A 22,997-nucleotide genomic window follows, 5' to 3' on the forward strand; every position below is an offset into this window, starting at 1 on the left:
ACGACGGCAGTCACGAAGGAGTGCGCGCATGAGCGTCCGGATCATCCACGTCGGTCTCGGAGGGTGGGGCGGCAACTGGGCCCGCACCGCCATCCCAGAGGTGTCGGAAGTGCAGGTGGTCGGGATCGTCGACCCGTCGGCACCGACGCTCGAGGCCGTACGGACCGACCTCGGGCTCCCGGCCTCCGCGGCGTTCGGGTCCCTGACCGAGGCGCTCGCCGCGGTCGAGGCCGACGCCGTCGTCATCACCGCCCCGGCCGTGACGCACGTGCCGCTCGCGCTCGAGGCCCTCGATGCCGGCAAGCACGTCCTGGTCGAGAAGCCGTTCGCCAACACCACCGACGAGGCCGTCACCGCGGTCCGTCGCGCCGAGGAGCTCGGCCTGGTGCTGCAGGTCAGCCAGAACTACCGCTGGTACCCGGCACCGCGGGTCGTGCAGGAGATGCTCGAGGCGGACGTGGTCGGCGAGGTCTCCGCGATCAACGTCGACTTCCGGCAGTGGGACAACGACCAGCCCGCCGAGACGTACCCGCACTACCGGTTCCCGCACGCGATGATCAACGACATGGCGATCCACCACTTCGACCTGCTCCGGATGATCACCGGGCAAGAGGCCGTCCGGGTCTTCGCCAAGGCCAGCTACCCCGCCTACAGCAAGTACCAGGACGAAGCGGTTGCCTCGATGATCATCGAGCTCGACGGCGGCACGGTCGTCAACTACCGCGGCAGCTGGCTGAGCCGTGGCCCGCGCACCGCCTGGGCCGGCGAGTGGAGCATCGAGGGCGAGGACGGCGAGCTCTGGTTCACGAGCCGCGATGGTGAACCGAACGCGGTCGACGGCGACCGGGTCACCGTCCGCCGCACGCAGGACGACGTCGCCGAGCCGGTCGAGCTGCCCGTGCTCGCGCACACCGACCGCCAGGGCGGGCTGCAGGCGTTCGCCCGATCGGTGCAGGGCGGCCCCGCCCCCGAGACGAGCGGTCGTGACAACCTGCGGAGCCTCGCGCTGATGGAGGCCGCCGGCCGCTCCGCGGCGTCCGGCCTGCCCGAGGACGTCGTCGTCCCGTCCTGACCGCACCCACCCACGGCCTGGAGGCGCGGGGCGGGCCCGCACCGTGCCTCCAGTCCGGCTCTGGTCGCGTCCACCGCGTCGGTGACGTTCCGCGCACGCCCCTACGGCGACGTTCCGCGCCCACCGACAGTCCACGCGTCGGAGCGCCCGTGAGGTGTCGCTGAGCGCCTGGACTCGCGAGCTGGTCGCCGCGTCAGGCGGCCCCGGCCGCCTGCCGCGCCTGCGCGACGGCCCGCCGCACACCGAGCGACCAGCCCGGCCCGTGGCCGGGCAGCACGTGTTTCGCCTCGGTGTCCGCGAGCCGGTCGAGCGACGCGACCGCCGTGTCGACGTCGGAGGTCGCCGCGGGTGCGACGATCCGGGGTCCGATCCCGCCCGTGTACGGGTCGAAGGTGACGAGCGCGTCCCCGGCGATCACGGCGTCACGGTCGGCGAAGTGCAGGGCCACGTGGCCGTCGGTGTGCCCCGGGGTCTCGATGATCCACGGGTTGCCCGGTACATCGGCGCGGTTCTCCAGCGGTTCGGTGTCCGCGATGCCGTCGACCGTGACCGCACCGGCCAGCAGCATGCGGCCCAGGGGGCGCAGACCACCCGGGTGGAGTGCCACGAACCCGAAGCGGTTCGTCTGCGGCCGGTACGAGTACGGGTGCGCGGCGAGGTGTCGATCGCCCGGGTGGACGAACACGGGTGTGCCCCAGTCGCGGTGCATCCGTGCGGCGGTGCCGACGTGGTCGAAGTGCCCGTGCGTGAGCAGGAGCCCCTCGACCTGGTCGGGCGTGTAGCCCAGGTCGTGCACGGCGAGCTGCAGGTGCGGCCACGCGGCGGGCAACCCCGCGTCGACGACGAGCAACCGATCGCCGGTCTCGACGAGGTACGTGTTGGTGTGTGCGATCTCGAGGCGGTGGATCCCCTCGGCGGCGTCCCGGAAGAGCATGTGCGGCACGGTAGACGCGGCCTGCTGGGCACGATCCCGGGTGGGACGTGTACGAAATGGGGAATGGCCAAGGACAGTCTGCCCGAGCTCGAACTCGCCAACGTGCGCACCCGCGAGGGCATCACGGACACCGTGACGGAGCTGAAGCGACGCGCGGACCTGCCCGCCCGGACGCGGCTCGCGGTCGCCAAGACGAAGCAGCGGTGGCACCGCGACCCCACGCCGCTGGTGGCGATGGGCATCACCGGGCTGACCGGTGTCGCCGCGATCGTCCTCGGCATCGCGCTGCGGAACCGCCCCGCCGGGCACCTGGCCCAACCGCCGGCGAACTCGGCCTTCACCGCGCTGCTGCCGTTCGGTGCGCGTGGCGACGCCCCTTCGGCGAAGGAGCAGGCGCAGGCAGGTCGCAAGGGCCGGAAGGCGCGGGCCAAGGCGGCCGAGGAAGCGCTCGAGCAGGACCCGGCGCACCGCGCACGCGTGAAGCAGCAGGTCGGCATCGCGGCGGTGCAGCGACGGGCGAACAAGAACCGCAAGCAGGCGGTCAAGCGGTCGAAGCAGGCCGTGAAGGCGAGAGGGTAGTCACATGGCGCACGAAGAGCACAAGCCGGATCCGGACGACGCCCGGAAGCCCGACAACCCCACCGACCTCAAGAAGCCGACGCTCGTCTACACGCTGAAGAAGACGCTGCGCGAGTTCACGAGCGACCAGTGCACCGACCTGGCGGCGAGCCTGACGTACTACTCGGTGCTCGCGCTGTTCCCCGGGCTGCTGGCGGTCGTGTCGATCCTGGGCCTGGTGTCGGACCCGGCGAAGACCATCGAGACCCTGCTCCAGGTGATCCGCAACGTCGGCGGCGGTGACGTCGCGAGCCTGCTGAAGGAGCCGGTGAACGGCCTGGTCCGCTCGCCCGCTGCGCCGGTGACGTTCATCGTCGGTCTGCTCGGCGCCCTCTGGTCGGCCTCCGGCTACGTCGGCGCGTTCGGCCGTGCCATGAACCGGATCTACAACGTCCGTGAGGGCCGCCCGATCTGGAAGCTCCGCCCGACCATGCTCGGCGTGACCGTCACCACCATCGTCCTGCTCGTGGTCGGTCTGCTGGTGCTGGTGAGCGCTCCGCTCGCCCGCAGCTTCGGCGACGTCATCGGCCTCGGCGACGTGGCCGTCACCGTCCTGTCGATCGTGCAGTGGCCGATCCTGCTCGTCATCGCGATCATCGTCGTCGCGGTGCTCTACTACTGGTCGCCGAACGTCAAGCAGCCGAAGTTCACCTGGGTCAGCGGCGGCTCGATCCTGGCGCTCCTCATCTGGATCATCGCGAGCGTCGGCTTCGGGTTCTACGTCGGGAACTTCTCGAACTACAACGCCACGTACGGCTCCCTCGGTGGGGTCATCGTGTTCCTGCTGTGGATCTGGATCACGAACAACGCCCTGCTCTTCGGTGCCGAGTTCGACGCCGAGATCGAGCGGGGTCGCGAGCTGCAGGCCGGCATCCGTGCGGAGGAGGACATCCAGCTCCCCGAGCGCGACACCCGCCAGATCGAGAAGCAGGACGAGAAGCGGGCGCAGGACGTGCTCGAGGGCATCCGCATCCGCCAGGGCGTCGACAACGACTGACCGCGGCTCGTCCGACCACCGCTGACGGGCGCTCTCCGGGTCGGGGCGCTACGGTGCGAGCGTGCCGTCCTTCCTCGAGGGGCTCCCGTTCCGGTGGCTCGTCCTCGCGCTCTTCGTGATCGTGTTCTGCCGTGCGCAGGCCACGTACTGGGTGGCGCGGCTCGCGGTGACGGGTGCGTCCCGATCACGGTGGGGCGGCTGGCTGCGGTCACCGGCGGTCCGCCGCGGGTCGGCGCTGCTGGATCGCTGGGGGTTGCCCGTCGTGACGGTGAGCTTCGTCGTGGTCGGCCTGCAGACGGTGATGAACGCCGCAGCGGGGCTGGCACGGGTCGCCTGGTGGCGGTACACGATCGCGATGGTGCCCGGGTGCGTGGCATGGGCGTTCCTGTACGCGACGGTCGGGCTCGCCGTGTTCTGGGCGGTCGTCGCGGCGCTCGCCGGTTCGCCGTGGGGCATCGCGGCGCTCGTGGGCCTGGTGGTCGTCGCCGGCGTCGCGCTGACGGTCCTGCGTCGTCGCCGCGACCGCACAGGAGGCCCGGCCCGGCTTCCGTAGGCTGGCATCCGTGACGACAGACCAGCTCCAGAACCGTCCGGTCGCCCTGGTGACCGGAGCCACCCGCGGCATCGGACGCGCGATCGCCGCCGACCTCGGCCGCACCCACCACGTGCTCGTGGGCGGCCGGTCCGCCGACGCCGTGGACGCGCTCGTCCAGGAGCTGCCGAGCGCGGCACCGTTCGTCGGCGACCTGGGCGCGGGCGAGGTCCCGGCGCTGCCGGATCGGCTCGACGTCCTCGTGCACTCGGCCGGTGTCGAGCAGGGCACCACCGTCGCCGACACCCCGCGCGCGGTGTGGGAGCAGGTCTTCGCGACGAACGTGTTCGCGGTCGCCGAGCTCACCCGGCTGGCGCTGCCGGCACTGCGGGCGGCCCGGGGCATCGTCGTGCCGATCAACAGCGGCTCCGGGTTCCAATCGGGCCCCGGCGGTGGCGTGTACGCGGCGTCGAAGTTCGCGCTGCGGGCCTTCGCCGACGCCCTGCGCGAAGAGGAGCGGGCGAACGGCGTGCGGGTGTCGAGCGTGCACCCGGGCCGGACCGACTCGGACATGCAGCGGCAGCTCGTGGCGAAGCTCGGGGAGTCCTACGACACCGACTACTACCTGGCACCCGAGGACGTGGCCGCCGCGGTCCGCACCGTCGTCGACCTGCCCGAGCGCGGCACCGTCGAGTCCCTCGCGATCCGGCCGACCCGACGGCGCTGATGTTCGGACGGCGCTGACGCGCTGACGGCGACGACTACCGACTACCGCAGCTCGATCCGTTCGTCGAGCTCGAGCCGTTCCAGGAACGTCTCGTCGTGGCTCACCACGACGAGGGCTCCCCGGTAGGCCCGCAGCGCGTCGACGAGCTGGTCGACGCTCGTCAGGTCGAGGTCGTTCGTCGGCTCGTCGAGCACGAGCAGCTGCGGCGGCGGGTCGGCGAGCACCAGGGCCGCCAGCGCGACCCGGAACCGCTCGCCGCCGGACAGGTCCCCGGCCGGGCGGTCGACGGTGTCCCCGCGCACCAGGAACTTCGCCAGCCGGTTGCGGACCTCGGCGACGGGCACGTGCGGGGCGTCCCGGCGCACGTTGTCGAGCACCGTGGCGGTGTCGTCCAGGCTGTCCTTCCGCTGCGGCAGGTACGCGATCCGGTCGACGTGGGCGACGGCCGCGGTCTCGGGCAGCGGGTGCTCCCGGGCCGCGGGGTCGCCGACGAGCTGCTCGAGCAGGGTGGACTTGCCGACGCCGTTGTCCCCGGTGACGGCGATCCGTTCCGGCCCCTGCACGATGACGTCCCGTCCGCGGACGGTCACGGTGGCGATCCGACGCGATGCCGGCACGTCCGGGTCGGGCAGGGTGACGTGGATCGACTCGTCGTCGCGCAGGCGGAGCTCGGCCTCGCGCTTGGTGGCGAGTGCGGCGGCTTCGTCGTCCGCGTACCCGACGCGCAGTCGACCGGCGGTCTCCTGCGCCTTCTTCCGCTGCTCGTTCGCCAGGATCTTCGGCATCGAGCGGCCCGCCTTCTCACCGGCCTTGGCACGACGCGCGATCTTCGTCTCCGCCTCGATGCGCTGCCGCTTCTCGGTGCGGTGCCGCTGTTCGGCGACCCGGACCTCGCGCTCGACGGCTGCCTGCTGCACGGCCAGGTGCTCCTCGAACGCGCTGAACGTCCCGCCGAACACGGTCATCGCCCCGGCGCGGAGCTCCACGGTCTCGTCGACGTGCTCCAGGAGTTCCCGGTCGTGGCTGACGAGCACCAGGGTGCCGCGCCAGTCGTCGACCAGGTCGAGGAGCAGCCCGCGGGCCCGGCGGTCCAGGTTGTTCGTCGGCTCGTCCAGGAACACGATCGGCCGGGCGCGCAACCGCACCCCGGCGACGGCGACGAGCACCGACTGCCCGCCGGACAGCGTCGACACCGGCCGGTCGAGGTCGGTGCCGTCGAGCCCGACCCGGTCGAGCACCGCGGCGGCCCGTTCCTCCAGGTCCCAGTCGTCGCCGACAGCCTCGAGCTGTGTGGACGTGGCGTCGCCGGCCAGGACGGTCCGGAGCGCGGTGAGTGTGGGCCGGATGCCGAGCAGGTCGGCGATGGTGTCGTCGATCCCCGTTGCAAGGCGTTGCGGCAGGTGGTCGACGGGACCCGACGTCGTGATGCTGCCCGACGTGGGGTGGAGCTGGCCGGTCGCGAGCCGGACCAGCGTGGACTTGCCGGCCCCGTTCCTCCCGACCAGGCCGGTCCGGCCACGTCCGAACGCGGCGGTGAGGTGGTCGAGCGCGACGGTGCCGTCGGGCCAGGCGAAGGTGACGTCGTGCAGGACGACGGACGGACTGGTGGGCATGGAGATGTCTCCCGGTGTCGATGCTGGGCGCACGACACCGAGGCCACCGCGGTGCGGTGGAGCGCCCGACGGGGCGCGCGATCACGGTGTCAGCGCGTGGGCTGAGCGGTACCGGTGATCGACAGCAATCCGTCTGCTTCCGTCGGGGGACCCCCGTGTCCGCCATCCGTTCCGCCGGTCGGTCTCCCGCCCCGGCGGCCCCGCGATGACGACGAGGTGACCTCCACGGTAATCCCGTGACACGGGCACCCGCAAGGGATGACAGGCTGGGGGCATGCCGGAGAACCTGTTGCCGACCCCGTCGTCGAACCCCGAGACCTTGCTGTCCGCCGAGCCGGAGGTGACCGCCGCGATCGAGGCGGAGGCCCCCGTCGCCAGCGTGGTGGTGTCCTACCCGTCGTCGAGCCTGGCGTGGGCGCTGCTCGCCGACGAGGCGTGGGCGCGCGGCGCGACCCTCGAGTCCTACGCGTACGCCCGTGTCGGGTACCACCGTGGGCTCGATGCCCTGCGCAAGGCCGGCTGGCGCGGTGTCGGCCCGGTGCCGTGGTCACACGAGCCCAACCGTGGCGTGCTGCGGGCGCTGTTCGCCCTGCGGCGTGCGGCCGAGGCGATCGAGGAGCCGGGCGAGGCCGAGCGCCTGACCGACTTCCTGAACGCGAGCGACCCCGAGGCCCTGCGCGCCCTGTCCGCCGGCGCGTAGCTCCCGCACGCAACGACGAAACCAGGTTCCGGACACGGAACCACGCCGATGCGCGGTGCTGTGTCCGGAACCTGGTTCCGGTAGCGCCGACCCCGCCTAGCCCAGCAGCACGCTCCAACTGAAGGCCTGCGGCCAGAGCTGGTGCTCCGGCAGCACATCGAGCCCGCACGCCCGGCTGCCGAGCCCGTGCTGCGCAGCGTCGAGGTACAGGTACAGGTGGTCTGACGTCGGCAGCTCGTACGGGTGCTCGGCGCGGTCGATCTGCTGCGCGGTCCACGGCGACAGGGTGAACCCCGCACGGCGCGACCCGACCGTCGACACCGTGAACGGCCCGACGGACAGCGCCCGCAGGTCGGGCCGGTGCCCGGTCTCCTGCGGCCGCGAGTACTCCACCCCGAGCGAGCGCACCGGCGCGGTGAACCGCCCGACACGTGCAGCGTGCGAGGAATCGGCGTACGACTCCAGCGGTCCGGTCCCGAACCAGGTCGCGTCCCCATCCGCCAGCGATGCCGGCAGGTCGAACCGCACCCCGATCCGCGGCCACGTGACGTCCCAGGCGCCGAACGGCACCGCGTCGGTCTGCAGCACGAGCCCGTCGGACGTCAGGGTCCAGCGGTGCGTGACCTCGAGGCCCCACCCGCTGTTCGCCGCCGCGACGCGGACACGCTGCTCCAGACCGGAGTCGGTGCGCGACACCGACACCAGCCGGTGCGTCAGCCGGTCCAGCCCTCGGTCGCGCCAGCGCGTCGCAGACGGGGGAGCGGTCGGGTCGCCGACCCCGTGCGTGAGCACCGGGTCCGCGGTCTCGTAGCCGCCCTGTGACGCCAGGCTGTCGTTGTCCGTCGGCGCACGCCACAGTTCCAGGCGGGGCCCGGCGACCTCGTGGCCCTTCCAGGACACCAGGTCACCGCGGGCGCTGAAGGTGCCGTCACCGAGTCGGTCGCCGTCCCACCCCTGCCGGGAGGCCCGTGGTGCGTCCGCCGCGCGCGCTGCGACGAGCCGCTGGGTGCGTGCGACGACGTGGCCGGTGTCCGCCCACGCGGTCGGCCCCGCCAGTTCCACGGTCAGGTCGAACCAGAGCTCGTCGCCGGGTGCGAGTTCGGACGTGGCCGCGGCGAGCACCTCGGAGGGCACCGGGACCGTCGCCGACTCCCGAGCGGCGACGATGCCCGTGGACAGGCGCCCCGAGGCCTCGACGACGCCGTTCCGCGACAGGGTCCAGCACAGCCGGAGCCCGGCGGTCGAGGCCGAGTGGTACCGGTTCTCGACCAGCACCGTGGTGTCCGAGACCGCCAGGCGGATCGGGGCCACGACGGCGACGAACTCGGCGAGCCCGGGTGTCGGGGTGTCGTCGGGCAGTACCAGGCCGTCCATGACGAAGTTGCCGTCGTGCACGACCTCGCCGAAGTCCCCGCCGTAGGCGTAGTAGTCCTCGCCCGTGGGCGTCTTCGCGAGCAGGCCGTGGTCTCGCCACTCCCACACGAACCCGCCGTGCAGCCGTGGGTACCGGTCGACCAGGGCCTCGTACTCGGCGATCTGCCCGGGACCGTTGCCCATCGCGTGCACGTACTCGCAGTGGATGAAGGGCTTCGACCGCTGCCGTGCGGCCTCGGCCGGGCCGCAGCCGAGCAGGGGCGTCGGGGTGCCGCCGCCGATGGACTCGGTCTCCTGCAGCGTCGGGTACATCCGCGAGTAGACGTCGGTGTACTCGCCCGTGTAGTCGCCCTCGTAGTGCACGGGGCGCTCGGCGTCGCGGTCGTGCACCCACTGCGACATGGCCGCGAGGTTCCGGCCGGTGCCGGACTCGTTGCCGAGCGACCACATCACGATCGATGCGTGGTTCTTGTCGCGCTCGACGGTGCGGGCGATGCGGTCGAGGTAGGCCTCGGCCCACGCCGGGTCGTCGGAGGGGTTGCCGACCCAGTCGGTGAACAGGAACCCGTGGGTCTCCAGGTCGCACTCCAGGATGACCCAGAACCCGAGCTCGTCGGCCAGGTCGAGCACGCGGGGGTGCGGCGGGTAGTGCGAGGTGCGGATGGCGTTGACGTTGTTCCGCTTCATCAGCGTCATGTCGGCGCGGGCGTGCTCCTCGTCGAACACCCGGCCGCGCACGGGGTGGGTCTCGTGCCGGTTCACGCCGTGGAACACCACACGCTCACCGTTCACCAGGAACCGGTCGCCGACGATCGACACGGTGCGGAACCCGAGCCGGAGCGAGACGACCTCGCCACCGGCGGCACCGCCCGAGCCGCCCGCCGCGGAACCGGTCGCCAGCGTCGCGTCGTACAGCTTCGGCAGCTCGGCGCTCCACGGTTCGACGCCCTCGACCTCGATCGGCGCGACGTCGTCCGCCGTGGCCCAGGTCACGTCGACGCCCAGGTCGGGCACCGCGAACCGCACCGGGAACACCGCGTCGAGCGTCGGGAACGTGATCGTCCCGGTCCCCGTCTCCGGCCGTCCCGACGCCGCGGTGCCCGCCGAGGCGGCCGTGCCGAGCGTCGCTCGCCAACCGGCCTGGACGAACACGTCGTCGATCGGCGCCGTGGGCCGGGCGAGCAGGGTGACGTCACGGAAGATGCCCGGCAGCCACCACTGGTCCTGGTCCTCCAGGTAGGACGCCGCCGACCACTGGTGCACCCGGACCGCGAGCTCGTTCGCCCCCGGGCGCACCAGTTCGGTGACGTCGAACTCGGTCGCCAGGCGCGAGCCCGTCGACCACCCCACGAGCGTCCCGTTCAGCCACACCCGGAAGTGTGACTCGACCCCGTCGAACCGCAGCAGCACCCGGCCGGCGCCGTCGAACGACGACGGCAGCTCGAAGGTGCGGCGGTGGTCACCGGTCGGGTTCTCCTCCGGCGGGTGCGGCGGGTCGATCGGGAACGGGTACTGCAGGTTCGTGTAGCTCGGTGCGCCGTGTCCGTGCAGCACCCAGTGCGACGGCACCGGGAGCTCGCCCCAGGCCGGGTCGTCGTCCTCCCCACCCTCGGTCGCGAGGTCCTCGGAGACCGAGGCGACGGGCGACCACCGGAACCGCCAGTCCCCGTTCAGCGACAGGGACGGGGCGTCGGTGTGCAGCCAGGCACGGGGTGCCAGCCGCGAGTCGGAGCCGGGTGCGGTGGACGAGAGTGCGGAGTGGGTCAACCCTTGACCGATCCTTCCGTGAGGCCTCCACGCCAGAAGCGCTGGAGGACGATGATGGCGATGACGAGCGGGATGACCGAGACGAGCACCCCGCCGGTGGTGAGCTGGTAGAACTCCGGCAGGCGGTCGACCTGCGAGCGCCAGTTGTTCAGACCCAGTGTTATCGGGTACAGCTTCTGGTCTGCCAGCATGATGAGCGGCAGGAAGAAGTTGTTCCAGATCCCGACCACCTGGAACAGGAACACGGTGACGAGCGCCGGGGTCATCTGCCGGAGCACCACGGTGTGGAAGATCCGCAGTTCGCCGGCACCGTCGATGCGTGCCTGTTCGAGCAGGGTGGTGTCCACCGACGCGGCGGCGTACACCCGGCACAGGAACAGGCCGAACGGTGACACCAGGCTCGGGATGAGCACGCTCCAGTACGTGTCGGTCAGGCCCATCGACGAGAACAGCAGGAACAGCGGCAGTGCCGTCGCGGTCCCCGGCACGAGCACGCCGCCGAGGATCGTGCCGAACACGAACTGGCGCCCCCGGAAGTCGTACTTCGCCAGCGCGTACCCGCCGGCCGCGGCGAAGTAGGTCGCCAGGACGGCACCGACGCCGGAGTACAGGATGCTGTTCGCGATCCACCGGACGAAGATGCCGCCGTCGTAGGTGAACACCTGCTGCAGGTTGCTCCAGAGCGCGAACTCGCCGCCGAACCAGAACCCGTTGGTCGAGAACAGCGCGCCCGTGGTCTTCGTCGCGGCGATGACGACCCAGTACAGCGGGACGATGAAGTACAGCGCGACGACGACGAGGATGCCCGTCACCACGATCTGCGAGCGCGGCGACCGGTCGAGCTTGCGGCGCTGGTGCGCCGAGATCGACGTGGTGTCCACGGGGACGGCGGTCTTCGCCGTGGCCGGCGCTTCGATGGCTTCGCTGGTCATCGGTCAGTCCCTTCGGTGGTCGCGACGCGACCGGCCTGGAGGCCCGGGTCGGCTTGGGTGGTGACCGTGCTGCCCGCCGCAGCGCGCGTCTGGAGCGCGGTGCGGGCCTCCCGGCCGTCGCGCCGTGCGCGCTTGCGTCGGTCGCGTTCGTCCTTGGGCGGTCGGTTCGTCAGCGCGAGGAACGTGAACGACAGGATGAACGCGGCCAGCGCGATGATGACCGCCTGCGCACTCGCGACGCCGTACTCGTTGAACGCGAACGCGTTCGTGTAGGCGGCGTAGTTCGGCGTGTACTCGGTGTCGATCGCCGGGGCCACGGTCGACAGGATCTGCGGCTCCGCGAAGAGCTGCAGGGTGCCGATGATCGAGAACACCGTCGTGAGCACCAGGGCCGGTGCGATGAGCGGGATCTGGATCCGCCACGCGACCTGGAACGCGTTCGCACCGTCCACCTTGGCGGCCTCGTAGACCTCGCCGGGGATGGACTTCAGCTGCGCCACGATGATGAGCATGTTGTAGCCGGTGTAGGTCCACGTGACGATGTTCGCGATCGACCACAGCACACTGTTGGCGCCGAGGAAGTCCGGCTGCAGCCCCATCGACTGCAGCAGCGACACGATCGGCGACAGGCCGGGCACGTACAGGAACGACCACAGGATCGTGGCGATGACGCCCGGGACGCCGTAGGGCATGAAGTAGATCGCCCGGAAGAAGCCCGGCCAGCGGGCGCTCGCCGACTCGAGCAGCAGCGCGAGGATCGTGCAGGCGATGATCATCACCGGGACCTGGACGATGCCGAACAGCAGCATGCGGCCGATCGAGGCGACGAACCCGCTGTCCTGCAGGGCGATCGCGTAGTTGTCGAACCCGGCGAACCGGCCGACCACACCGTCCTCGCCGAACAGGCCCTCACGGTCGACGGTGGTGAACGACTGGAACAGGGCGCTGATGATCGGGATGACGAACGTCAGCAGGAACAGGGCCAGGAACGGGGCGAGCAGGATCCACGGGGCACGCTTCTGCGCGCTCGTGGCCTTCGTGCTCGTGCGGAACGCGGGCGTGCCGCCGGCCGGTCGGCCGGTGGACCGTGGGGTGGTGGTCTGCTGGGTCATCGTGCCGTCCTGACGCTGAGGCCCTTGTCCTTGAAGGACTGGACGATCTCCCGCTGTGCGAGCTCCACGGCGTCACTGAGCTTCAGGCCCGAGGTGAGCTTGCGGCGGAACTGGTTCTGCAGGCTGGTGAAGGCCGACTGGGTCACCGGGGACCACGACCAGTCGACGTTCTGTTCCTTCGAAGCCGGCACGAAGACGTCCTCGTTGTAGTTCTGGCCGGAGAACCACTTCGACGGCTTCTCGCGCTGCGCCCCGATGTAGTCGACCGCGGGCGACCAGCCGATGCCGCAGTGCTTGATCATCGCGTCGATGCCCTCCTTCGAGGTGGTCATCCACGTGATGAACTCGAGCGCCTCCTTCGGGTGCTTCGCGTTCGCCAGCACCGCGGCCGTCGAACCGCCGATGGCGCTCGATCCGAAGCCGTCGTCGCCCCACTTCTGCATCGGGGCGACCTTCCACTTGCCCTCGCCGCCCTGCACCGACTCGATCAGGGCGTCACCCCAGCTCGCGCTCGTGACCGCGGCGATCTTGCCGCTCGCGGCCGCGGCGTACCACCCGGGGGAGTACGCACCGGCACTCGTGTCGACCAGCTTGTCGTCGATGACCCCGTCGAAGAAGTCCGCGACCATCAGGGTCTTGTCGTCGGTCATGTCGACGACCCACTCGTCGCCGTCGACCTTGAACCAGCGCGCTCCGGCCTGCTGTGCGTACGCGGCGAACGGCGACGCGTCGGCGACCGGGAACACCTCGAGGTAGTTCTGCTTGCCGGTGCTCCGGACCTTGTCGGCCAGGTCACGCCACTCGTCCCACGTCGCCGGGGGTTCGCCGCCGGCCTGCTCGAGGATCGCGGTCTGGTAGTAGAACCCCATCGGGCCGGTGTCCTGCGGGATGCCGTAGATGCCGTCGACGAACGACACCTGCGCCCACGCAGCCTCGTCGTACTTCGACTCGAAGTCCTTCGCGCCGTACCGGGCCAGGTCGACCAGGCCGTTCGCGAGCATGAACTCGGGGATCTGCCGGAGCTCGACCTGCCCGATGTCCGGGCCGCCGCCGGCCGCGAGCGCGGAGTACATCTTCTGGTACCCGCCGCTGTTGCCGCCGGGGATCCAGTTCGCCGACACCTGGATGTCCGGATGTGTCCTGTTCCAGACGTCGCAGACCTTCTGCAGGTCCTTGAGCCAGGCCCAGTAGGTGAGCTGGACGGTCTCACCCGAGGCCGCGGCGGGCACGAGGGCCGCCTTGTTGACGTTGGTCGAGCCCGGGACCGCACAGCCGGCGAGGAGTCCCGCCGCCGCGGTGCCGAGGCCGAAGCCCAACAGGTGTCGTCTCGTGATGGGTCGTGGTCGTGGCGCCATTGCCGCACTCCGTTCGTCGTTGATCGGGGTTGTCGACACCCAATCACAGAACCGAACGCCGTTGTGGTTTCGTGACCGTACCGACACTGCGCGTTCCCTGCGCACCTTGGAACGGCCCCAGGCCTGGGCGCGGACGGTGGGGTCACAGAGCAGACACCGACGCCCCGGACGGCGAAGGCCGCCGGTGGCACGACCGGGAGGAGAAGCGATGACCGAACGCGGGAACACCACCCATCGCCCCGAACTCGACGAGCAGCTCGCGCACGAGGCGCAGAGCATCGTCCAGGGGCACGGCAGCAACGCCCACGTCGAGGAGTTCCGGCAGTCCGAGCCGGTCCCCGACGACACCGACGGCCCGGAGACCCTCGCCGCGTCGGGCTACGACGGCGAGCTCGAGGGCGAGCTGCAGGACGACACCACCGACGTGCTCCCCGAGGACGACGCCGACCGGGCCGACCCCCTGCCCACCGGCGACGGCGACGGAGCCGACGCGACCGTGTACCGCACCGAGACCGGGGAGGGCAGCGCCGATGGCTCTGACGCAGAATGACGCCCCGCACCTGCAGTCCGGGATCGCCGAACGCCTGAAGCGCGGGGGCACGTGGACGTGGGCCTACGTCGACGCGTCCGGTGACCGTGAGGACCCGCAGCACCTCGCCGCCCTGCAGCGCCGGAAGGCCGAGGACGTGCTGCGGTCGGCCGGGGCGGACGCCGAGGTCATCGACACGGTGATGGCCGAACTCGAGGAGACGCCGGGGGTGCCCGCGCCGGTCAGCCGGTACGTGCTCGTGCACGACGGTGAACTCGTGCTCAGCGAGGTCCTGCCCGGGGCGATGCACGCCCCGACGTCGATCGGCCACGACCCCGTGCCCGACCTGCTGCCGCTCCTGGCGCACCGGCCGCTCGACCTGCCGTTCCTGATCGTCGAGGTCGGTCGCGAGGGCGGTGGCTACCGCGCCTACCGCCTGGGCCACGCCGACGTGCCGGACCGTCGCGACGAGCAGCGCGTGCAGGGCCGCACCGACACGCTCCACAAGTTCCAGGGCGGCGGCTGGTCGCACCTGCGGTGGCAGCACCACACCGAGGAGATCTGGCGCGACAACCAGAACGAGGTCGCCACGTCCGTCGACGAGGCCTTCCGGCGGCTGCAGCCGAAGCTCATCGTGGTCGCGGGGGACATCCGCGCACGGGGGCTCCTGCTCGACCAGTTGTCCACCGAGGCGCGCGCCGTCGTCTCCGAGGTCCCGGTCGACCCCCGGGCGTCGGATGCGTCGGAGACCGCGCTCGTCGAGCACGTCGACATCGCGCTCGCCCGGGTCATCGCGACCCGCCGGCACGACTTCGAGGACCTGCTCCGCACCCACGTCGGCCGCGGGGACAACCAGACCGTCACCGGCCTCGGGTCCGTCGTCGAGGCGCTGCAGCAGGCGCAGGCCTCGGTCGTCGCGATCGACGCCGCCGCGATCGGCGATCGAACCCTGCTCGCGCTGGGAGCGGTGCCGTGGATCGCCACGGCACCCGAGCAGGCGGCGGGTGCGCCGGCCATCGGACCGGTCCCGGCCGTGTGCGCGATCGTCCGGGCGGTCGCCCTCACCGACGCGGAGCTGCTGCTCGTGAACGCCGCGTCGCTGCCGAACGGCGCGCCCGCCGCGGCGTTGCTGCGGTGGCCGGTGGGACCGGCGGTGCCGGCCGCCTGAGCGGTGACCGGACGACGGACGGGAGGCCCGGCACCAGCTGGTACCGGGCCTCCCGTCCGTCTCGGCGCGATCCTGCGGGCCGCCACGACGGCCGCGTATAGCGTCCCCGCCATGACCGACGACCGCCGACGTGAGCTCGGCACCAGCGACGCACCCGTGGAGGACGAACTCGCGGAGTCCTTCGACGCGACCATCGAGGAGGGCGCGGAGCGGCTGCAACGGACGACCCGGGCCGTCCTCGTCACGGGGTTCTTCGGTGGCCTCGAGGTCGGGCTCGGGGTGATGGCGTACCTCGCCGTGCTCACCGAGACCGACAGCCACCTGCTCGCCGGGCTGGCCTTCGGCATCGGCTTCATCGCGCTGCACCTGGCGCACAGCGAACTCTTCACCGAGAACTTCCTGATGCCGGTCGCCGCCGTGGTCGCCCGCGAGGGGACCGTGCTGCAGCTCGTGCGACTGTGGGGTGGCACCCTCGTGGCGAACCTGGCCGGGGGATGGGTGTTCATGTGGCTCGTCGTCCAGGCGTTCCCGCAGTGGCACGCCACGCTCTCGGAGTCGGCGCACCACTACGTCGACGCGCCGTTCGGACTGCAGAGCATCGTGCTGGCGGTCCTGGGCGGCAGCACCATCACCCTGATGACGCGGATGCAGCAGGGCACCGACTCGGACCCCGCGAAGCTCGTCGCCGCCGTCGCCGGAGGCTTCCTGCTCGCCGGGCTGCAGCTCTTCCACTCGATCCTCGACTCGCTGCTCGTCTTCGGGGCGATCCAGTCGGGCGCGGACATCACCTACGGGCAGTGGCTCGGCTGGTTCGGGTACACGCTGCTGTTCAACGTCCTCGGCGGGCTGGTACTCGTGACGGCGCTGCGCCTGCTCCGGACGAAGGAGCTCATGCAGGACCGCCGACGAGAGTCCCAGGACGATCCCCAGCGCGCCGACCACGAACAGGGGTGACGAGCGCGCTCATCGGCCTAGGCTGACGGCGTCGTTCGCGGTCAGTCGTGCGAGCGGTCGCGTCGGGGCACCAGGGGGACCGCGAGCAGCGGGAGCGCCGCCACGATGCCGAACGTCGCCGCGAACCCGAGCGCACCGACCAGCGCCCCGATGCCCGGACCGACGGCGCTCGCCGCGATGAACTGCCCGGTGTTCTGCGCCCCGAGCGCCCGGCCGGACCAGAACGGCCCCGCCGCCTCGGCGACCGACGTGTACGCCAGCCCGTTGTCGGCGACCGTCACGCTCGTCGCGAGCACCAGGAACACCGCGGCCCCGGCCAGGTGCGTCGCGTCGACGACCGCGAGCACCGCCATCACCACCGCGGCGCTCACCGCGACGATGCGCAGGGGTCCGACGCGCGATCCGGCACGGTCGCTCCAGCCACCGACCAGGATCCGGCCGATCGCCCCGACGAACTGCGCGGCGCCGACGAGCAGCCCGGCCGCCGGTGTCGACCAGCCGAGACCCACGAGCCAGACGAGCCCGTACGTCGACAGGGTGAACTGCGGCACCACGAGCAGGACCGAGACCGCGTGCACCCGCCACAGGAAGCCGCTCGATCGGTAGGGGTTCGCGGTCGCCGTCGTCGCCACCGTGGCCCGGGCAGGGCGTGGCGGGTCGGTGATCCCGATCGCGCAGCAGACGGCGAGCACCGCGCACAGCACGATCGGCAGGACCAGGGCCGTGCGGATCCCGGAGCCCTCGGCGAGCTGCGGCACCGTGACCGCCGCGAGTGTCACGCCGAGCGGCTGCGACATCTGCCGGATGCCCATCGCGAGACCCCGGCGCTCCTTCGGGAACCACCCCACCACGACCCGACCGCTCGCGGCGTTCGTCGAGGCACTCGTCATCCCACCGGCCAGGAACGCCAACCCGAGCAGCACCGGGTCGCCCGCAGCGAGCCAGGCGCCCACCACGGCCAGCGTGGTGAGCACGAGTCCGCCGGCGATGACGACGCGCTCGCCGAACCGGTCGGTGATCGCGCCCCAGGCGATGAGCGTCAGCACCATGCCGAAGGTCGGGGCGGCCGCGAGCAGCCCGGCGACCGGCAGGGACGTGCCGCGGCTGAGCAGGTGGGGGATGAGGAGCGCCGGCGCGGACACGACGAGCGTCCCCGCCGCCTGGGCCGCGACCCCGAGGGCGAGCATCGTCCAGGCGCGGGCGGAGACCGGCGGCGTCGTGGTGGATCGCTGCGGGGCGTCGGTCGTGGGCATGGGTCGTGTCGGCCGTTCGTCGTCGTTCCATCGCGGAACGGATTGGTATACCAGAACGGTATACCATTCCCGCCGTCACGCCGCTAGGCTTGTCCGCCGTGACCGACACGACCGACGCCGCGCCCGTGTCGCAGACGGCCCAGCTCTACGACAACCTGCGCGCAGCCATCCTGACCCTCGACATCGCACCGGGGGAGCGCATCTCGGAGCGCGGGCTCGAGGCACGGTTCCACGCCTCGCGCACACCGGTCCGCGCCGCACTGTCGCGGCTCGAGCGCGAGGGACTCATCCTGCACGAGGGTCGTTCGTGGACGGTCACCCCGATCGACCTCGACGAGATCGCCTCGCTCGCCGAGCTCCGCGGCATCCTCGAGCCCGCTGCCGTCCGGTTGGCCGTCCAGCGTGCCACCCCCGAGCAGCTGGCCGAGGTCCGCGGGCACCTCGACGCGCTCCAGCCCACCCCCGACCAGCAGGCCGGCATCCGCATGGGGTCGACGTTCCACCTCGACCTCGCCGCGCTCGGTGGCAACCGGTTCGTCACCGACGCCATCGCCGATGCCCTGACGCGGCTCGAGCGCACGCGCTGGATCGAGGTCCGCACGCCCGAGGCGCGCGACGCCGCGTGGGACGAGCACAGCGCCATCATCGACGCCGTGCGCGACGGCGACGCGGACCGCGCAGCGGACCTCGTCGCCGCGCACGTCGCCGGCACGAACGACCGGCTCCTCAGCTGGATCGCGCAGGAGCGCCGACGCCTGCGCGGGGCAGGCATGACGATCGTGGGCGCGACCGAGCGCTGAGTGCCCGCGGACGTGAGCGGTCCGCGGGCGCCTGCCCGGGCCTCCTGGCCGTGTCCGGGGGGAGGCCGGGCGCGAGCCGCTAGCGCAGGTCCGTCGTCTCCTGCGGTGCGTCGAGGTCGTCGAACGTGCGGATCGAATCCGTGCGTTCGAGCAGCGCGTCGCGCACCTCGGCCTCGTCGTGGCTCGCGCGGAGTGCGAGCTTGCTCCCGGAACGTGTCGACTGTGACATGTCGTGTCCTTCCCCTGTGTGTGGGCAACCTGATCGGTGCGGGCACGCGGCCCGCTGGTGCGCTTCCTCACGGGACGTACTGAGGTCGGAACAGTGTCGCGCGACCCCCGCTGTCCCGCAAGCGTTTCCGGCACCGTGTGGAGAACTCCCGGCACACGGCATGCCTAGGATGGTCCGGCCGCACAGCGCGAGGCGCGGCACCAGCGGACGTCGAAGGGGAGGCACGGGTTGGCCGACCAGCGCACCGCACCTCCCACGGTCTACGACGTCGCGTCTGCAGCCGGCGTCTCCATCGCCACCGTCTCGCGCGTGCTCCGCACGCCCGACGCCGTCCGCGAGGGCACGCGGGACCGCGTGCAGGCGGCGATCCGGAGCCTCGGCTACGTCCCGTCCGGCAACGCCCGTGCCCTCGCCGGCAAGCGCACCGGCGTCGTCGGACTGCTGCTGCCCGGGTTCGACGTGGCACCCGACGAGCGGCCCGACCTGGTCACCGACGGCGGCGTCCGCGTGGTCGACGACCGGCGCCACGTGACGCAGCCGTTCTCGTCCAACCTGTACTTCGACGAGGTCCTGCGCGGTGCCGAGACCGAGGCCTGGCAGCGGGGGCTCGCGCTCATGGTCGCCGCCGGGCGGGGCTCGTCGCGCGACGTCATCGTGAACGACGTCGCCGGCCGGGTCGACGGGCTCGCCGTGCTGGCGCAGACCGTGCCCGACGACCTGCTCGAGCACGTCGCCCGCCGCATCCCCGTCGTGGTGCTCGCCGACGACCGGCGCTCGCACGGGTTCGACTCGGTGAGCGTGGACAACGCCGCGGGCATGCGGACCCTCGCGTCGCACGTCATCGGGCGCCTGGGGATCCGGTCACTCGCCTACGTCGCAGGGCCGATCGACTCGCCCGACGACATGGAGCGCTCGGCGGGGTTCCGTGCGGCGCTGGCCGACCACGGGGTGCCGGCGTCGGCGGTGCGCACCGTGCACGGCGACTTCGGGCGGGCCCGGGCGCGGGAGCTCGCGGTGTCGCTGCTGGCCGACGACGTCCCGCGCGCCGTCGTCTGCTCGAACGACCAGTCCGCGCTCGGGGTGCTCGACGCCGCCGCTGCCCGGGGGCTCCGCGTGCCCGAGGACCTCGTCGTGACCGGGTTCGACGGCATCGACGCCGGTCGGTTCTCGTCGCCGCGCCTGACGACGGTGCACCAGCCGATGGGGGCGCTCGGGCGCGCAGCCGTCCTGGCGATCGTCGACCGGCTCGAACGTCGCGAGGGGCCGCCGCGCGCCGTGCGCCTGCCCGTCGAGGTGCTGCTGCGCGAGAGCTGCCCGCCCGCGCTGTAGCGTGCGTGCCATCGCGAGGTCGCACCGTGCGAGGGGCGTGTGGTGCGAGGTTTCGTGTTCGGTGCGAGCCTCGCGACCTCGCACCACGGACGGAACCTCGCACCACGCGCGACGCCCCTCGCACCGTGCGACGCCCCGCGCCGACGACACCTCGCACCGTGCCGCCCCGCGAAACAACACCCGCAGTTGCACGCCACGATGTAAGCGCATACATTGAGCACGTACCGAATCGACATGGAGGTCGACCGAGCAATGACGCTTCCCCCACAGCGCACGCGCGGCACGCGTGACCCAGGCCCCCGCCGCCGAGGCCGCCTCGTCGCGGCCATCGCCGGCCTCGCCGCAGTGGCCCTCGTGGCCACCGGCTGCAGCATCCAGGTCCGCTCCGAACCCGATCCCACCATCGGCAAGGACACGATGCTCATCAACGCGGACCGCGGCAACCCGCTGTTCGACCGCAACTTCAACCCGTACATCGCGAACGCCCGCACGGCCTCCAAGTGGATGTACGAGCCCCTCATCGAGGTGAACCCCCTCGACGGCAAGCGCAACCCGTGGCTCGCCAGCGCGTGGAGCCAGCCCGACGCGAAGACGATCGACATGACGATCCGCTCGGGTGTCGAGTGGTCGGACGGGTCGCCGTTCAGCGCGAAGGACGTCGTCTTCACCTTCGACCTGCTCAAGAAGTTCCCCGCCATGGACGTCAAGGGTGCCTGGCAGCACATCAAGAGCATCGAGCAGGACGGCGACCACGTCGTCTTCCACCTCAAGAGCGAGGACGTCCCGAGCCTGACGATCATCGGGCAGACGTACATCCTCGGCGAGGACCACTGGGGCGGCGTGAAGGACCCGACGACCTGGCGCGACCCGAACCCGGTCGGCACCGGGCCGTTCGTCCTCGGCAACTACACCGACCAGCAGTACTCGATGAACAAGAACCCGAAGTACTGGCAGGCCGACAAGATCGCCATCAAGCACCTCATCCTGCCGGCGACGAACACGCAGCTCGACACCGTCACCCGCGGCTACGACTGGGCGTACTCGTTCATCTCCGACGTCAAGGGCACCTGGGGCGCCGCGTCGAAGACGAACGAGTGGTGGTTCCCGGCCGGCGGTGTGATCGGCCTCATCCCGAACCTCACGAAGGCGCCGTACAACGACGTCAACGTCCGCCGGGGCATCTCGCTCGCGCTGGACCGCGACGCCATCGCCGAGACCGCGTCCGAGGGCAACCTGTCGGCGGCGGGCCAGACCGGCCTGATCCTGCCGAACCAGGAGCGCTACCTCAACCCGGACATCCCCGACAAGGGCATGATCACGCAGGACACGAAGGCGGCGCTCGCCAGCCTCGAGAAGTCCGGCTACACCGTGCAGGGCGGCAAGGTCGTCAAGGACGGCAAGCAGCTCGCCATCACGATCATGACCGCGAACGGTTACTCCGACTGGCTCCGCGCCGCGCAGGAGGTCCGCCGCGAACTGACGGCCATCGGCATCAAGGTGACGATCCAGGCGCCGCAGCCCGCCGGGTACCAGCAGAACATCAACAACGGCACGTTCGACATGGCGATGGGCGGCATGGGCAACGGTGACGTCTACCAGGCGTTCAACTCCCTGCTCAGCAGCGAGTTCTACCAGCCCGTCGGCAAGTCGACGGTCAACAACTACGAGCGGTACAAGAACGCCGACACCCAGAAGCTCCTCGACGAGTACAAGGCGACGACGGACACCGCGAAGCAGCAGGAGATCCTCGACCAGCTGCAGCAGACCGTCTACGACGAGCTCCCCGTCATCGGCATGTACTACGGCGGGCTCTGGGGCCTGTTCAACACCGGCAAGTTCGTCGGCTGGCCGAGCGCGAAGGATCCCTACATGGCACCGCAGAACTACGACTCGGCACCGCTGCTCATCTTCACGAAGCTCCGTCTGCGCGACAGCGCCGCCGGCAAGCAGATCCTGCAGGAGCAGGACGCCGCGCAGCAGGAGGACCAGAAGTGAAGTACATCCTCCAGAAACTCGTCCTCTTCGTCCTGACCCTCTGGGCCGCGGTCACGCTGAACTTCGTGCTCCCGCGCCTGATGCCCGGCAGCCCGGCCGACGCCGCACTCGCGAAGCTCAGCCAGAACGGCCCGGTCACCGACGCCACCAAGAAGGCGATCGAGGCCCAGCTCGGGGTGCCGACCGGCAACCTCTGGGACCAGTACGTCAGCTACCTGCACCAGGTCATCACCCTCGACTTCGGCACGAGCTACACGTTCTACCCGCAGCCCGTCGGTGACCTCGTGTCGAAGGCCCTGCCCTACACGCTGATCCTCGTCGGGGTCGTCACGATCCTGGCGTTCGTCCTCGGCACCCTGATCGGTGTCGCGGCGGCGTGGAAGCGCGGCACCTGGCTCGACTCGCTGCCCACCCTGTCGGGCAGCTTCATGTCGACGTTCCCGTACTTCTGGACCGCCCTGCTGCTGCTGTTCTTCCTCGGCTACGTGCTGCACTGGTTCCCGACCACGGGCGCCTACTCGGCGACGACGACGCCAGGGCTCAACGGCGCCTTCTTCGGCGACGCCCTGCAGCACGCGGTGCTGCCGGCGGTCACGATCCTGGTGACGAGCCTCGGCGGCTGGATCATCGGCATGCGCAACGCGATGATCAACACCCTCGGTGACGACTACGTGACCTTCGCCGAGGCCAACGGCCTCCGCGGACGCACCGTCGCCATCCGCTACGCGGCCCGCAACGCGATCCTGCCGAACCTGACCGGCTTCGGTCTGGCGCTCGGTGGCGTGGTCGGCGGTTCCGTCCTGGTCGAGCAGGTCTTCGGCTACCCGGGCATCGGCTACCTGCTGTTCAACGCCGTCATCGGGCAGGACTACCCGCTCATGCAGGCCCTCTTCCTGATGATCACCGTGTCGGTGCTCATCGCCAACTTCATCGTGGACGTCATGTACGGCGTCCTGGACCCGAGGACGCGTCGATGACCAACAACATCACGAAGGCGGCGTGCTGCG

Annotated in this window: 20 protein-coding genes and 1 pseudogene; 13 read left to right on the forward strand and 8 right to left on the reverse strand. The window is 71.2% G+C overall.

Going from position 1 to position 22,997, the window contains the following annotated elements; genetic code table 11:
• The first annotated feature begins 28 nt into the window (after positions 1 to 28).
• Positions 29 to 1,072 carry a Gfo/Idh/MocA family protein gene (locus HP445_RS02660; RefSeq protein ID WP_027464923.1) on the forward strand — a complete coding sequence of 348 codons (1,044 nt, stop codon included), beginning with the start codon at positions 29 to 31 and terminating at the stop codon, positions 1,070 to 1,072.
• Between the two features lie 193 nt (positions 1,073 to 1,265).
• On the opposite strand, the gene HP445_RS02665 is transcribed toward HP445_RS02660, so the two are convergent.
• A complete protein-coding gene (locus tag HP445_RS02665) occupies positions 1,266 to 2,006 on the reverse strand; it encodes an MBL fold metallo-hydrolase (RefSeq protein WP_128781476.1) in 741 nt (246 codons plus the stop codon).
• A gap of 63 nt (positions 2,007 to 2,069) precedes the next feature.
• Here HP445_RS02665 and HP445_RS02670 point away from each other — a divergent pair, with 63 nt between their 5' ends.
• The 4 genes from HP445_RS02670 (at position 2,070) to HP445_RS02685 (ending at position 4,880) form a co-directional block, all read left to right on the forward strand.
• Positions 2,070 to 2,585 carry a hypothetical protein gene (locus HP445_RS02670; protein WP_110864933.1) on the forward strand — a complete coding sequence of 172 codons (516 nt, stop codon included), beginning with the start codon at positions 2,070 to 2,072 and terminating at the stop codon, positions 2,583 to 2,585.
• Positions 2,586 to 2,589: 4 nt separating this feature from the next.
• On the forward strand, positions 2,590 to 3,621 hold the full coding sequence (locus HP445_RS02675) for a YihY/virulence factor BrkB family protein (RefSeq protein WP_128781477.1): 1,032 nt from the start codon (positions 2,590 to 2,592) through the stop codon (positions 3,619 to 3,621).
• Positions 3,622 to 3,682: 61 nt separating this feature from the next.
• On the forward strand, positions 3,683 to 4,174 hold the full coding sequence (locus tag HP445_RS02680; RefSeq protein WP_027464919.1) for a VTT domain-containing protein: 492 nt from the start codon (positions 3,683 to 3,685) through the stop codon (positions 4,172 to 4,174).
• A 10-nt stretch (positions 4,175 to 4,184) separates the two neighbouring features.
• A complete protein-coding gene (locus HP445_RS02685; RefSeq protein WP_128781478.1) occupies positions 4,185 to 4,880 on the forward strand; it encodes an SDR family oxidoreductase in 696 nt (231 codons plus the stop codon).
• A 41-nt stretch (positions 4,881 to 4,921) separates the two neighbouring features.
• On the opposite strand, the gene HP445_RS02690 is transcribed toward HP445_RS02685, so the two are convergent.
• Positions 4,922 to 6,493 (reverse strand): ABC-F family ATP-binding cassette domain-containing protein, encoded by a 1,572-nt coding sequence (locus HP445_RS02690; RefSeq protein ID WP_128781479.1) that lies wholly within the window; start codon positions 6,491 to 6,493, stop codon positions 4,922 to 4,924.
• A gap of 274 nt (positions 6,494 to 6,767) precedes the next feature.
• Between HP445_RS02690 and HP445_RS02695 the strand changes: the two genes are divergently transcribed.
• Positions 6,768 to 7,193, forward strand: a complete 426-nt coding sequence (locus HP445_RS02695) for a DUF3151 domain-containing protein (protein ID WP_128781480.1) — start codon at positions 6,768 to 6,770, stop codon at positions 7,191 to 7,193.
• A 96-nt stretch (positions 7,194 to 7,289) separates the two neighbouring features.
• Here HP445_RS02695 and HP445_RS02700 read toward each other — a convergent pair whose 3' ends face one another.
• From HP445_RS02700 to HP445_RS02715, 4 genes and pseudogenes are all read right to left on the reverse strand, one after another.
• Complete coding sequence (locus tag HP445_RS02700; protein ID WP_128781481.1) at positions 7,290 to 10,334, reverse strand: glycoside hydrolase family 2 TIM barrel-domain containing protein; 3,045 nt, start codon at positions 10,332 to 10,334, stop codon at positions 7,290 to 7,292.
• Positions 10,331 to 11,266, reverse strand: a complete 936-nt coding sequence (locus HP445_RS02705; protein WP_027464914.1) for a carbohydrate ABC transporter permease — start codon at positions 11,264 to 11,266, stop codon at positions 10,331 to 10,333. Before HP445_RS02705 ends, HP445_RS02700 begins: the two co-directional genes overlap by 4 nt.
• A gap of 152 nt (positions 11,267 to 11,418) precedes the next feature.
• A pseudogene (locus HP445_RS02710) lies at positions 11,419 to 12,378 on the reverse strand (carbohydrate ABC transporter permease); the annotation flags it as partial.
• Complete coding sequence (locus HP445_RS02715; RefSeq protein WP_128781482.1) at positions 12,375 to 13,733, reverse strand: extracellular solute-binding protein; 1,359 nt, start codon at positions 13,731 to 13,733, stop codon at positions 12,375 to 12,377. The pseudogene HP445_RS02710 and the gene HP445_RS02715, both read right to left, overlap by 4 nt.
• Before the next feature lie 208 nt (positions 13,734 to 13,941).
• Between HP445_RS02715 and HP445_RS02720 the strand changes: the two genes are divergently transcribed.
• From HP445_RS02720 to HP445_RS02730, 3 genes are all read left to right on the forward strand, one after another.
• Positions 13,942 to 14,283, forward strand: a complete 342-nt coding sequence (locus tag HP445_RS02720) for a hypothetical protein (RefSeq protein ID WP_128781483.1) — start codon at positions 13,942 to 13,944, stop codon at positions 14,281 to 14,283.
• Positions 14,264 to 15,430: a baeRF2 domain-containing protein gene (locus tag HP445_RS02725; protein ID WP_128781484.1), complete on the forward strand. Its 1,167-nt coding sequence runs from the start codon at positions 14,264 to 14,266 to the stop codon at positions 15,428 to 15,430. The genes HP445_RS02720 and HP445_RS02725 overlap by 20 nt, the downstream gene beginning before the upstream one ends.
• Before the next feature lie 111 nt (positions 15,431 to 15,541).
• A complete protein-coding gene (locus HP445_RS02730) occupies positions 15,542 to 16,384 on the forward strand; it encodes a formate/nitrite transporter family protein (protein ID WP_128781485.1) in 843 nt (280 codons plus the stop codon).
• 41 nt (positions 16,385 to 16,425) lie between these two features.
• Here HP445_RS02730 and HP445_RS02735 read toward each other — a convergent pair whose 3' ends face one another.
• Positions 16,426 to 17,637 carry an MFS transporter gene (locus HP445_RS02735; RefSeq protein WP_128781486.1) on the reverse strand — a complete coding sequence of 404 codons (1,212 nt, stop codon included), beginning with the start codon at positions 17,635 to 17,637 and terminating at the stop codon, positions 16,426 to 16,428.
• Between the two features lie 98 nt (positions 17,638 to 17,735).
• On the opposite strand from HP445_RS02735, the gene HP445_RS02740 reads away from it, so the two are divergent.
• Complete coding sequence (locus HP445_RS02740; RefSeq protein WP_239001395.1) at positions 17,736 to 18,437, forward strand: GntR family transcriptional regulator; 702 nt, start codon at positions 17,736 to 17,738, stop codon at positions 18,435 to 18,437.
• 79 nt (positions 18,438 to 18,516) lie between these two features.
• Here the strand turns inward: HP445_RS02740 and HP445_RS02745 are convergent, their stop codons facing one another.
• Positions 18,517 to 18,666, reverse strand: a complete 150-nt coding sequence (locus HP445_RS02745; protein WP_155896754.1) for a hypothetical protein — start codon at positions 18,664 to 18,666, stop codon at positions 18,517 to 18,519.
• A 228-nt stretch (positions 18,667 to 18,894) separates the two neighbouring features.
• On the opposite strand from HP445_RS02745, the gene HP445_RS02750 reads away from it, so the two are divergent.
• The 3 genes from HP445_RS02750 (at position 18,895) to HP445_RS02760 (ending at position 22,967) form a co-directional block, all read left to right on the forward strand.
• Positions 18,895 to 19,995 (forward strand): LacI family DNA-binding transcriptional regulator, encoded by a 1,101-nt coding sequence (locus HP445_RS02750; protein ID WP_111110423.1) that lies wholly within the window; start codon positions 18,895 to 18,897, stop codon positions 19,993 to 19,995.
• 252 nt (positions 19,996 to 20,247) lie between these two features.
• Entirely contained in the window at positions 20,248 to 21,990 is a 1,743-nt protein-coding gene (locus tag HP445_RS02755; RefSeq protein WP_217499664.1) for an ABC transporter substrate-binding protein, read from the forward strand.
• A complete protein-coding gene (locus HP445_RS02760; protein WP_017886395.1) occupies positions 21,987 to 22,967 on the forward strand; it encodes an ABC transporter permease in 981 nt (326 codons plus the stop codon). Before HP445_RS02755 ends, HP445_RS02760 begins: the two co-directional genes overlap by 4 nt.
• The last annotated feature ends 30 nt before the right edge of the window (positions 22,968 to 22,997 follow it).

The organism is Curtobacterium flaccumfaciens, from assembly GCF_013359815.1.
Taxonomy (GTDB): Bacteria; Actinomycetota; Actinomycetes; order Actinomycetales; family Microbacteriaceae; genus Curtobacterium; species Curtobacterium flaccumfaciens.

What these genes read in the sequence shown, in the direction of transcription:
- HP445_RS02720 (WP_128781483.1), top strand. Translation starts at nt 13,942, where the DNA reads ATGACCGAACGCGGGAACACCACCCATCGCCCCGAACTCGACGAGCAG.
- HP445_RS02670 (WP_110864933.1), top strand. Translation starts at nt 2,070, where the DNA reads ATGGCCAAGGACAGTCTGCCCGAGCTCGAACTCGCCAACGTGCGCACC.
- HP445_RS02745 (WP_155896754.1), bottom strand. Translation starts at nt 18,666, where the DNA reads ATGTCACAGTCGACACGTTCCGGGAGCAAGCTCGCACTCCGCGCGAGC.
- HP445_RS02705 (WP_027464914.1), bottom strand. Translation starts at nt 11,266, where the DNA reads ATGACCAGCGAAGCCATCGAAGCGCCGGCCACGGCGAAGACCGCCGTC.
- HP445_RS02665 (WP_128781476.1), bottom strand. Translation starts at nt 2,006, where the DNA reads ATGCTCTTCCGGGACGCCGCCGAGGGGATCCACCGCCTCGAGATCGCA.
- HP445_RS02725 (WP_128781484.1), top strand. Translation starts at nt 14,264, where the DNA reads ATGGCTCTGACGCAGAATGACGCCCCGCACCTGCAGTCCGGGATCGCC.
- HP445_RS02675 (WP_128781477.1), top strand. Translation starts at nt 2,590, where the DNA reads ATGGCGCACGAAGAGCACAAGCCGGATCCGGACGACGCCCGGAAGCCC.
- HP445_RS02730 (WP_128781485.1), top strand. Translation starts at nt 15,542, where the DNA reads ATGACCGACGACCGCCGACGTGAGCTCGGCACCAGCGACGCACCCGTG.
- HP445_RS02695 (WP_128781480.1), top strand. Translation starts at nt 6,768, where the DNA reads ATGCCGGAGAACCTGTTGCCGACCCCGTCGTCGAACCCCGAGACCTTG.
- HP445_RS02660 (WP_027464923.1), top strand. Translation starts at nt 29, where the DNA reads ATGAGCGTCCGGATCATCCACGTCGGTCTCGGAGGGTGGGGCGGCAAC.
- HP445_RS02715 (WP_128781482.1), bottom strand. Translation starts at nt 13,733, where the DNA reads ATGGCGCCACGACCACGACCCATCACGAGACGACACCTGTTGGGCTTC.
- HP445_RS02690 (WP_128781479.1), bottom strand. Translation starts at nt 6,493, where the DNA reads ATGCCCACCAGTCCGTCCGTCGTCCTGCACGACGTCACCTTCGCCTGG.
- HP445_RS02735 (WP_128781486.1), bottom strand. Translation starts at nt 17,637, where the DNA reads ATGCCCACGACCGACGCCCCGCAGCGATCCACCACGACGCCGCCGGTC.
- HP445_RS02755 (WP_217499664.1), top strand. Translation starts at nt 20,248, where the DNA reads ATGACGCTTCCCCCACAGCGCACGCGCGGCACGCGTGACCCAGGCCCC.